At 56.4% G+C, this 10,987-nt stretch carries 6 protein-coding genes and 1 CRISPR repeat array; of the genes, 3 read left to right on the top strand and 3 right to left on the bottom strand.

Translation table 11 applies throughout. The annotated features are described in order from the left end of the window. Together QSJ36_RS08195 and QSJ36_RS08190 are read left to right on the top strand one after the other, a co-directional pair. A partial coding sequence (locus QSJ36_RS08195) for a hypothetical protein (RefSeq protein WP_285468123.1) occupies positions 1–535 on the top strand: 535 nt, incomplete at its 5' end. A gap of 50 nt (positions 536–585) precedes the next feature. After that, positions 586–3,003, top strand: a complete 2,418-nt coding sequence (locus QSJ36_RS08190) for a tetratricopeptide repeat protein (protein ID WP_285468122.1) — start codon at positions 586–588, stop codon at positions 3,001–3,003. A 451-nt stretch (positions 3,004–3,454) separates the two neighbouring features. Here QSJ36_RS08190 and QSJ36_RS08185 read toward each other — a convergent pair whose 3' ends face one another. The 3 genes from QSJ36_RS08185 to QSJ36_RS08175 all read right to left on the bottom strand — a co-directional run bounded on the left by QSJ36_RS08185 (position 3,455) and on the right by QSJ36_RS08175 (position 6,901). Then, positions 3,455–4,282 carry an aldo/keto reductase gene (locus QSJ36_RS08185; protein ID WP_345783933.1) on the bottom strand — a complete coding sequence of 276 codons (828 nt, stop codon included), beginning with the start codon at positions 4,280–4,282 and terminating at the stop codon, positions 3,455–3,457. 715 nt (positions 4,283–4,997) lie between these two features. After that, entirely contained in the window at positions 4,998–5,558 is a 561-nt protein-coding gene (locus QSJ36_RS08180; RefSeq protein ID WP_285468120.1) for a sugar O-acetyltransferase, read from the bottom strand. Positions 5,559–5,836: 278 nt separating this feature from the next. Beyond that, positions 5,837–6,901, bottom strand: coding sequence for an alpha/beta hydrolase (locus QSJ36_RS08175; protein ID WP_285468119.1), 1,065 nt, complete (start codon positions 6,899–6,901; stop codon positions 5,837–5,839). A 170-nt stretch (positions 6,902–7,071) separates the two neighbouring features. Between QSJ36_RS08175 and QSJ36_RS08170 the strand changes: the two genes are divergently transcribed. Next, entirely contained in the window at positions 7,072–8,022 is a 951-nt protein-coding gene (locus QSJ36_RS08170; protein WP_285468118.1) for an AraC family transcriptional regulator, read from the top strand. Between the two features lie 178 nt (positions 8,023–8,200). Beyond that, positions 8,201–10,965: a CRISPR direct-repeat array (repeat unit 31 nt; unit sequence GTTTCAATCCACGCACTCGTGAGAGTGCGAC). Positions 10,966–10,987: the final 22 nt, after the last annotated feature.

Raw genomic sequence — 10,987 nt, 5'->3', positions numbered from 1 at the left:
AAAGGACCAGAACAAGGACCAGAACAAGGACCAGAACAAGGACCAGAACAAGGACCAGAACAAGGACCAGAACAAGGACCAGAACAAGGACCAGAACAAGGACCAGAACAAGGACCAGAACAAGGACCAGAACAAGGACCAAGACAAGGACCAAGACAAGGACCAAGACAAGGACCAAGACAAGGACCAAGACAAGGACCAAGACAAGGACCAAGACAAGGACCAAGACAAGGACCAGAACAAGGACCAAGACAAGGATAACGCCGCGGGCAAGGAAAACAAGAGGGACGAAAATGAAATGAAAAACGCCCAGCTCCCCTCCTCCCCGGAAAAAGACAAGCTGCCTGAAACGCCCGGCATGGAAAAACCGCAGCCGGAAGGGGACAAGCCCGTACCGGTAGCCACGCAAAAGGAAAGCAAGGAGGAAAAGGAACGCCGGGAGGCAAGAGCCATCCTGATGGAACGCAGGGACATTGAACCCGGCTGCCCCGTTCCCCAGCGTTCGCCGGAAATTCCTCCGGACAAGGATTATTAACCCGTTCCGCCCGCATCCACGATGCCAACCCTTCAAACATATCCCGCAACATGATGAAAAAACTGCTCGCCATTCTTTCGCTCTTCTTCTGCATGACCGTCACGCTCATGGCTCAGCAGGTGGTCACCACCTGGCTGTCCGACGCCGTTGTGCCGGGAGAACAAACCCGCCTGTTCATCATCCTGACGGACGGCAGCATCGCCCGCCAGGACCCGCTTCCCAGGGTGAAGGGCGCCAGCCTGCGCTGGGTCAGCCAGGGCAACTATATCCGCTGGCCGGGGTCCCCCAACCAGTCCGCCTTCCTGATGGCCATTGAAGTAACTCCGGACGAAGTGGGCACCGTGGAAATCCCGTCCCTGACCCTGCAAGCCAACAACGGCCGCTCCTATACCACGCTTCCCCAGACGCTGACCGTCTACCCGTACAGCGCCATCAAGTGGAACACGCTGAACCTGAACGGAACTACGGTTCCGTATGGCATGCTGTGGCATGTGGACAACCAGAAGCCCTATGTCCACCAGCCGGACCGCTGCGAACTGAAAATTTATGCTCCGGAATACATTCTGGAATACACGGCGCCCACCATCACCACCTCCAACCTGGCTACATGGCGCTTTGAACCCACGCTGGTGGAGTTGCTCCGCGGCCAGCCCCGCGGCTCCGTGCTCTATAAAGGCGTCAACTGGAACGTCATGACCTTCCAGAGCACTCTGTTCCCGCTGCGCGCCGGGGAAGTCACGGCGGCGGGCACTGTCACGGCACGCGCCGCCCTGCCGGAAGCGGACCCCCTCATCGCCAACTTCATCCGCTCGGAGGTGCTGGTGGAAATGTCCATTCCGGAAGTGAAAATCACGGCCCAGGAACTCCCGGAGGGAGCGCCCGCCTCTTTCACCAACGCCGTGGGGGACTTCCGCATCTCCGCCAGCACGGATGCCCGGGACCTCAGCGCCAATGAACCCATCACCGTTAAAATCAAGGTGACAGGCACGGGCAACATCCACAGCATTGCCTGCCCGGCCCTCACGGACGCTTCCAACTGGAAGCTTTACCCGCCCAACAAGCTGGACCCGGGCCAGAACACGCGCTCCATCCAGGGAACCGTGGAATTCCAGCAAATGATGCGCCCGATTGCCCAGACGGACGCCATCCCGCCCTTTGAACTCACCTTCTTTGACCCCAGCACGCAACAGTACAAAACCGTAACCACCTCCCCCATTCCCCTGGAATGGAAGGCCTCCGCCATCACCGGAACGGCGGCCGGCGGAGCCGCTCCCGCCACGCCGCCCCCGGCAGGCACCATTCCGGTAGCGGAAATGACGGACATTTACGGGATCATGCCCGCCGCCGTCATGAACGCCCTCACCGCTCCGGCCCACTGGGGATGGTACTTCCTGGCCTACATCCCCGCCGTCGTCCTGCTGGGCATGGCCCTGATCCGCTACATCCGGAGAGTCCAGAAGGAAAGCTTCACGGCCCGGGAACGCATGCGTTCCTTCCGGAGGCTCTCCTCCACGCCGCGCCAGGCCAGCCCCACGGAATTCCTGCGAGCCGCCGGCAACTTCATTGAATCCTACATTCCTCCTTCCAAGCAGAATGAAGAAATGAAAACCATCCTTCAGCTCCGGGATGACAGGGCGTTCAAGCCCTCCGGCTCTTCAGACGAACTGCCGCACGCGGAACGCCAGCACATGCTCCAGGCCATTAAAAAAGCCATCGCCAAGCTTCCCGTGCTCATCATGGCCGCCGTCCTGGCCCTGTCCGTGGCCGGAGCAGCCGGAAACGCCGCGGAAACGGACAACCTGGGCGTGCAGGCCTATGAACAGGGAGAATACGCCAAGGCCATTGACTACTTCAGCAGGGAAAGCAACGATACGGACCTCTCCAAGTCGGAACGCGCCTATGCCAGCTTCGGCATCGGCAACTCCTACTACCGCATGAACAAGCCCGGTCTGGCCGCCCTCAACTACCGCCGCGCGCTGGAACTCTCCCCGTACTTCACGGAAGCCAGATACAACCTGCAATTCATCGAACGCAAGGAGGGGGCCATCCTCCCCGCCAACACCATGGAAAACCAGTGGCTCACTTACATCAGCCATGATGCGCTCGGCCCCATCTCCATCCTGTCCGGCGCCGTCATGCTCACCTTCCTGGCACTCCTGACCGTCACCCGCAGGCACGGGGCGCTGCTGACCATCCTGGCCACCCTCAGCGGACTGGTCACCGTGGCGGCCATCATGAACTACATCATGTACCCGGAAACCCCGGAATCCATCCCGGCGGACCGGCTGCTGGTCGTCACCCAGAAAACGCCCGGCAGGCACGCGGCGGACATGAACAGCCCGGCGGTCATCACCCTGCCGGAATCCACCCCGCTCATCCTGCGCGCGGAACGCGGCTCCTGGTACTACGCCAGCACCTTCCAGAACACGCCCGTCTGGATACCCAGGACGGACGCGCAGCCGCTGTAACGCTTTTTATCCCGCCCTCACCATGGGCCGCCCCTCCCGGAACACCGTATTTCCGGAAGGGCGGCCTTTTTTACGGCTGCGTTAAAATCCTCTGCGCAACCGGAAGAGGCTGGAACCAGAAAATGGCAGCATCTCTGATGCACCGTTCATGAGTGTTTTCCTCCCTTTTCCACTATGTGGCACGGAGATTTGCCGCCTTTCCCTGCTTCCTTTTTCCATTTCAAGTAGAAAAAATCTCCGGAAGGGCCCCTTCCGGAGACGCACAGGCGATGCCCCGGTCTCCATGAACAAAAAAAGCCAATGCCCCATCATGTCCACAGGGCACGCGTGTATTAAAAACCGTTCGCTGGCGCCCTTCCGCCCCAGTTGACGCAAGGGCTTGCGGCGCTCCTAATGATGCGGGAAAAATCCGTGCGCCCCGTTTCGCCCGCGGGCCGGCCCGCACCATGGCTCACCAGGAATCCAGATGCACCTTCCTGCCCGGAGGCGGAAAAGCCTCGTCCAGCAAATCCACATCCTCCGCAGTCAGCTTAATGGACAAGCTCCAGTAATTCTCCTGAACATGCATGACGGAACCGGCCTTGGGGATAGCAATCATTCCGGGGCGGCGCAGAATCCAGGCCAGCGCGATCTGCACCGGGGTGGCCTCATGCTTCTGCGCAATCTCCATCAGAACCGGATTGCGGGACAGCCGCCCTTCATCCGCAGGCGAATAGGCCATCACGGGAATGTGGCGCTCCCGGCACCACGGCAGCAGGTCGTACTCCACGCCGCGATGGGCCAGATTATAAAGAATCTGGTTGGCGGCGCAGGAGACTCCCCCCGGGACGGCATAAAAACGCTCCATTTCCGGAACATCCATATTGCTGACGCCCCAGGCCTTTATCTTACCCTCCTGCTGCAGCTCAATCATGGAGGCAACCGTATCTTCAATGGGATGGGGACCGCTCCAGTGAAGCAGGAACAAATCCACGTAATCCGTCCGCAGCTTGTTCAGGCTCCGTTCGCAGGCGGCCTTGGTTCCGGTCCTGCTGGCGTTGCCGGGCAGGACCTTGGTAACCAGGAAAACACGGTCGCGCAATCCGCGGATTGCCGTTCCCACCAACTCCTCGTTGCCATACATCTCCGCCGTGTCAACCACGCTCATGCCAAGCTCAATGCCCGCACGCAGCGCCTCTACTTCTTCGGCTTCCCTCAACGCGGATTTTCCCATCTTCCAGGTTCCCTGCCCCAGGGCGCAAACCTTCCGATGGTCCGGAAAAATTACTGAATGTTCCATCATCAACTATTCTTTCTACCTGATCGTACAATTCCATGCTGTATAAACCTTTGACAGCATGCGAGAAAAAAAGCTCAAGAATCAGGACGTTTCCCATGGCCGCCTCACCCAACTTCTTCTCCCCTTCTCCCGGCGCGGCGCAAAACATCCTTCATTTAAACATTACTCAACATGCTACTGGTAAACGCATTTTAAAACAACCTCCCATACCATCCGGGCATGCCGTCATCAAAAAACCCGCGCAACCGTCCTGTCATACGTGCTGCGGGGGCACCCCGCCTCCTGCCTGAAAAAATCTTCTCCGTCCCTCTTCGGCAGGAGGCCGCCCCTCCGGCACTTCCCCTCTTTCCCGTGAACTTTATCCCTCCGCTCCTTCCGGAAAAGAACTTCTCCCGGCTCTTCACAGGAACGGCAGCCGCACGGCGGGAGAGGTACTCCGAACCATTCAGGCTGAAAATTGCCGGTGCCGATAGCCCGGCCCATAACCGTCCTCCTTCCGTGTGGCGACAGTACCTTCCGGGAAAATCCGCCTCTGCGGACAACCGCAGCCGCCCCCTCTCCGTTCAGCCTTGCAAAGGTAAAATCAATCAACCGGAGTCCACGCCATTTCTTATCACGGCGCCGGCATCCGTCAACGCCTTAATCCCTCCACGGGCATTTCAACGCCGTTATTCCCCGGGATCTGCGGCTCCTTTCCGTTGCTCGCCCTGAATCGTCATTGCCTGATATTCCTGATAACCCGGGCCGGAACGCCGCCTACAATCGCGTTGGCCGGAACATCCCCGGTGACGACGGCCCCGGCGGCCACGATGGCATTTTCCCCCACCGTCACGCCGGGCAAAACGGTAGCCCCGGCCCCTATCCACGCCTTCCGTCCTACCACGATGGGGCGCCCATAAACATGACGGCGCAATTCCGGTTCCTCCGCGTGATTCTCCGTAATCAGCTTCACTCCCGGACCGATCAGCACGCCGGCACCAATCGTGATTCCGCCACGGTCCATGAACGTGCAGCCGCAATTCACGAACGCGTTCCTGCCGAACCGTGTAAAACGGCCGAAATCGGTATAAAAAGGCGGCACGATCCAAGTCGTTTCATCGATCAACTCCCCCGTCAATTCGCTCATGACAGCCCGCGTCTCTGCGGCATCATGGTAGCCTGCATTCAACTCTCCGGTGATGCGGAAGGCCCTCGTGATCAACTCTTCTATGACCGGGTACTCGGGATCGTCCAACCGTATCAACTCTCCCCGGCGCATTCTTTCCAATATATCCATCTGTTTTTCTTTTCAATTCTTCAAGTGACAATATCCATGGACCATTCCGCGCCCAGGGAACTACCGGGCGCCCCGGCAACGGGAAAGCGGAGAACCCTGAATAAAATCCATCCACTTACTCTTCTTGTACGCCATGGCCTTCTGCCAATGATACAATAAAAGAGGCTCTCCCGTTCACACGGTCCCAATAAGACCTTCCCTTCCGTTCTCTAATCGTGTGCTCCGGGAACATTACCGGGAAAAAGCTTCCATGTGATACTCCCGGGCAGCACCAGGCCTCACTTCAGGTTTTTACTGAAAAAATCCGTCAATTTGTCAAAAGGGATCATATTCACCCGGTCGTACAGGTCCACATGCCCGGCCCTGGGCACCCGGTAAAGCTCCTTCGGCTCGGCGGCGCGCTTGTAGGCGTCTTCGCTGAACTCCCTGGAATGAGCTTCCTCCCCGGTGATGAAAAGCAGGGCGCGGGGAGAAATCGTCTCAATATCGGAAAACGGATAGAAATTCATGAACTTCACGTTGCTGGCAAGCGTCGGATGCGTGGTAAGCTCCGGCGACTGTCCCTCCGGAGTAAACTCGCCGCGGGGAGTGCGGTAGAACTCAAAAAACTCCCGCTCAATGGGACTGGAATCTTCGCGAAGTTCATGCACGGTCCCGCCGGTATACTTGACGGATCCGCCGGAAAACTCCACATACCGCTGCTCCGCCGCTTCCGCCAGAATCTTCTTTCTCTGACCGGGTGTCTGCGACTTCCGGAGACCGTTCCGGCTGGCAGCCCCCATGTCGTACATGCTGACGGTCGCAATGGCCTTCAGGCGGGGATCAATCTTGGCGGCGCTGATGGCAAAACTGCCGCTGCCGCATATCCCGATCACGCCGATGCGGTTCCGGTCCACAAAAGGCCGCGTGCCCAAATAATCCGCGGCCGCGCTGAACGCCTCCGCATACATATCCGGAGAAACGGAATTCCTGGGTTCTCCGTCGCTCCCGCCCCAGAACGGTAAATCCAGGGCCAGCGTCACAAATCCCCGTTCCGCCATCTTCGCGGCGTACAGGTTCGCGCTCTGCTCCTTCACCGCTCCCATGGGATGGCCCACGATAATGGCGGGGCACCTGGCCTCCTTATCCATGTCCTTGGGCAGGAACAGGTTCCCGGCCACCTTCATGCGATACTGGTTATTGAACTTAACCTCCTGCAGGGAGACCCGGTCGCTCTTATAAAAATTGTCTGCGTCCGAGGGCTTGTCCGCCGGAGAAGCCATGCTGCCGGACACGGCAAAAGCGCCCAGCGCGGTTGCCGCCAGAATTCCGGCGTTACGTGTGATGATAAATTTCGTATTCATTGGTTGTTCTTTCCTGTTTTATTGTTCCGGCGTTCCCACCGGACCCTGCCAATATTAACAGGCAGAGGAAAAAACAGGTAGCCCGGTCCTCCTGCATTATTGCCTGATCCTGCAAAATGAAACAAAATGAAGTTGCTCCCGCACCCTGCCTTGAATAACATGAAGCCTTCATGAAGGAAAAAGAAAAGGAACAGGGGGAAACGTCCGCCTCCCTGCCAACTCCTGCTGGCCGTCAACGGAAACCGCTGCGCCTTGCCGGAATGATTGCAGGCTGGACGGATGGGAAACACCAGGTGAGCACGGCCATTCCCGGGCTGGAGCTCCACCGCTGGGAATCCCCCACGGAACCGCACAGCTATATGTTTTCCCCCCATCTTTGCCTGATCGCACAAGGAACCAAGCAGATCCTGCTGGGGGACGAAGCCTACCTATATGATGCGCAAAGTTTTGTTGTTTCCTCCGTGGAGCTTCCCCTTGTCTCTAAAATCATGGAGGCCAGCCCGGAAAAACCTTACCTGGGATTGACGCTGGAACTGGATTTACAGGAAATCTCCCAACTGATGCTTCACGACAGCGTGGCCACGCGTCCGGAATGCCCCACAGACCGGGGCATCGGCGTCAGCAAAATGACTCCCGCCCTGCTCAATGCAGTGGAACGCCTGATGGAACTGCTGGAAACTCCCGCGGACATCCCCGTCTTCCTTCCCCTGGTGCGGCAGGAAATCTATTACCGTCTCCTGATGGACGAACAGGGAGGGCGCCTGAGGCAGATCGTCGTGGCTGAAAGCCATAGCAGCCAGATAGCAAAAGCCATTGACTGGATAAAAAAGCACTTCGACCAGCCGTTGAGCATCGGGGAACTGGCAAGCCGCGCCGGCATGAGCCCGTCCAGCTTCCACCAGCACTTCCGTACCCTCACGGCCATCAGCCCGCTTCAATTCCAGAAACGCATCCGCCTCAATGAGGCCCGCCGCCTGATGCTTGTGGAAAACATGGACGCAGGAAACGCCTCCTTCCGCGTTGGGTACGAAAGCCCTACCCAATTCAACCGGGAATACAAGCGCATGTTCGGCAACCCGCCGCGGACGGACATTAAAAGGCTGCAAACCATGCCAATCTGAGAGGTAAACGGAAGGGAGACGTCATCCCGTTCCACTATGGATTCTTACCGTCCTTTCTTAAAATAACAGGGGAACAGACCAAACACTAAACGATACGGTTGCGGAAAATAAAGCTTTGATCTGATCCTCTTTCAAGAAGCAGTGCATGAGAGGCTTGCGCCCCGCGCAGACATGTGGACTTTCAATTAACGCACTCGTGAGAGTGCGACCGTTGTGTTCCGTAAAAACTCCGTTCCACTTTCAGTTTCAATCCACGCACTCGTGAGAGTGCGACTTTTACCGGAGTGCTGGAGATACAGGCCGGGATGGGTTTCAATCCACGCACTCGTGAGAGTGCGACTTTCCAGCAGGGCGCAGCCGGAAATAAGGAACACGTTTCAATCCACGCACTCGTGAGAGTGCGACGCGCAGTCTTTTACGCTTCCGAATTCATCTACCGGTTTCAATCCACGCACTCGTGAGAGTGCGACATGAAGAGCGCGGCCGGGAGATTCCGGAGCAGGTGTTTCAATCCACGCACTCGTGAGAGTGCGACATTAAACTATCATCTTCTTCCATTATTTTCTGAAGTTTCAATCCACGCACTCGTGAGAGTGCGACGGAGTATCAGGGACATGTTTCGTTCGTATGGCCTGTTTCAATCCACGCACTCGTGAGAGTGCGACGCCGCAAGGATGACCTGGAATTCTGGCTTTCCCTGTTTCAATCCACGCACTCGTGAGAGTGCGACAAGTCAGGGAGTGCAGAGCCAGGGCCAAGGCCCAGTTTCAATCCACGCACTCGTGAGAGTGCGACATTTGAATTCTGCGCCCGATATACCACATGACCGGTTTCAATCCACGCACTCGTGAGAGTGCGACCCTTATTCCCGGACTGAAGATGCCCACGCCGAAAGTTTCAATCCACGCACTCGTGAGAGTGCGACCAAAGGCGAATTTGACATCCGGGTCCAAGCCACGGTTTCAATCCACGCACTCGTGAGAGTGCGACTCGCCAATACTCCCCGGACGTTTTGGCCGCACGAGTTTCAATCCACGCACTCGTGAGAGTGCGACTTCCAATTATCGACATTTCCCCCGCTGAAATGGAAGTTTCAATCCACGCACTCGTGAGAGTGCGACTGAGGGAATAAGTAAACTGCATATCCTGATTTACGTTTCAATCCACGCACTCGTGAGAGTGCGACCGTCGATACGCTAAGGGAAGTAAAGGAAGCAATCCAGTTTCAATCCACGCACTCGTGAGAGTGCGACAATAACCTAAGTGACAACGGGTTAAAGGCTTTTAGTTTCAATCCACGCACTCGTGAGAGTGCGACAGTCAACATTTTCCAACCCGGGAGAGAAGACCTTGTTTCAATCCACGCACTCGTGAGAGTGCGACGGTAAAAGGTTGAGCCGGGAAGACACGGTATAACGGTTTCAATCCACGCACTCGTGAGAGTGCGACCACAAGTTATAAAAACTTTGTGCCAGTGCAGGAGTTTCAATCCACGCACTCGTGAGAGTGCGACAGAGGGATATGATGATAGGATTCCACTTTATTCTGTTTCAATCCACGCACTCGTGAGAGTGCGACTGATGAAGTGATTATCCTCGATGAACTGGCTAAGGTTTCAATCCACGCACTCGTGAGAGTGCGACATGTTTGGATTGAACATGACGTATGACACAAAAGTTTCAATCCACGCACTCGTGAGAGTGCGACGACTTACTACAATGCAAAGGAAAAAGAAGAAGGAAGTTTCAATCCACGCACTCGTGAGAGTGCGACATTTTGTTAGAGGTTATTAGGTGCTTGCCAAGATGTTTCAATCCACGCACTCGTGAGAGTGCGACATGAAAGTGTATCAGGATGTCGGACTGGATAAAGTTTCAATCCACGCACTCGTGAGAGTGCGACGCTATCTATTGTCAACACTAAAAAGCATTTTTCCGTTTCAATCCACGCACTCGTGAGAGTGCGACTATACCTTCTGTGGAAGAATATCTTCATAATAAAGTTTCAATCCACGCACTCGTGAGAGTGCGACTTATACCTTCTGTGGAAGAATATCTTCATAATAAAGTTTCAATCCACGCACTCGTGAGAGTGCGACTTACGCTCATGAAAAGGGGAAAGAAAGTTGGACGGTTTCAATCCACGCACTCGTGAGAGTGCGACGTAGCTAAGTACACCCCTACAACCACTAGACAACAGTTTCAATCCACGCACTCGTGAGAGTGCGACTCCTTCAATCGGCACCCCTGCTTCATGGCAACAATGTTTCAATCCACGCACTCGTGAGAGTGCGACCGGTCCGTGTGGGCGTAGCTGTCCGCATCCTGGTGTTTCAATCCACGCACTCGTGAGAGTGCGACGTCCGGATGATTCATTTCTTCCGGAGTCAATCGGTTTCAATCCACGCACTCGTGAGAGTGCGACATTGCTGGCCGGATTGTCCGGGCAGCAGCTTGAAGTTTCAATCCACGCACTCGTGAGAGTGCGACGAGCCATTAACGCGGATAGAAGACAGTTCATCATGTTTCAATCCACGCACTCGTGAGAGTGCGACAGCTTCCGCTCGATATTCTCTATTCTGACGGCAAGTTTCAATCCACGCACTCGTGAGAGTGCGACCGATTTCGCCCGGGTTGAAGTAGGAGACGACGGAGTTTCAATCCACGCACTCGTGAGAGTGCGACGGCTTCGTCTTGCTGTCAGTTGCGTCATGAGCCAGTTTCAATCCACGCACTCGTGAGAGTGCGACCCGGAACTTCCTGCGCAGAAGCCGTTACTTCCGGTTTCAATCCACGCACTCGTGAGAGTGCGACCGCGGATTTTGTAGTAGAGGGAGGAATTTTTGTGGTTTCAATCCACGCACTCGTGAGAGTGCGACGCGGTTCCCGCATATACGGCATGCGCGCCGTGGAGTTTCAATCCACGCACTCGTGAGAGTGCGACGGCCTGGACGCCTATGGCTTGA

Source organism: Akkermansia sp. NBRC 115031, assembly GCF_030268505.1.
Lineage (GTDB): Bacteria > Verrucomicrobiota > Verrucomicrobiia > Verrucomicrobiales > Akkermansiaceae > Akkermansia > Akkermansia massiliensis.
Note: the sequence above shows the minus strand (reverse complement) of the source record. Positions and strands in the feature narration are given on the sequence as shown.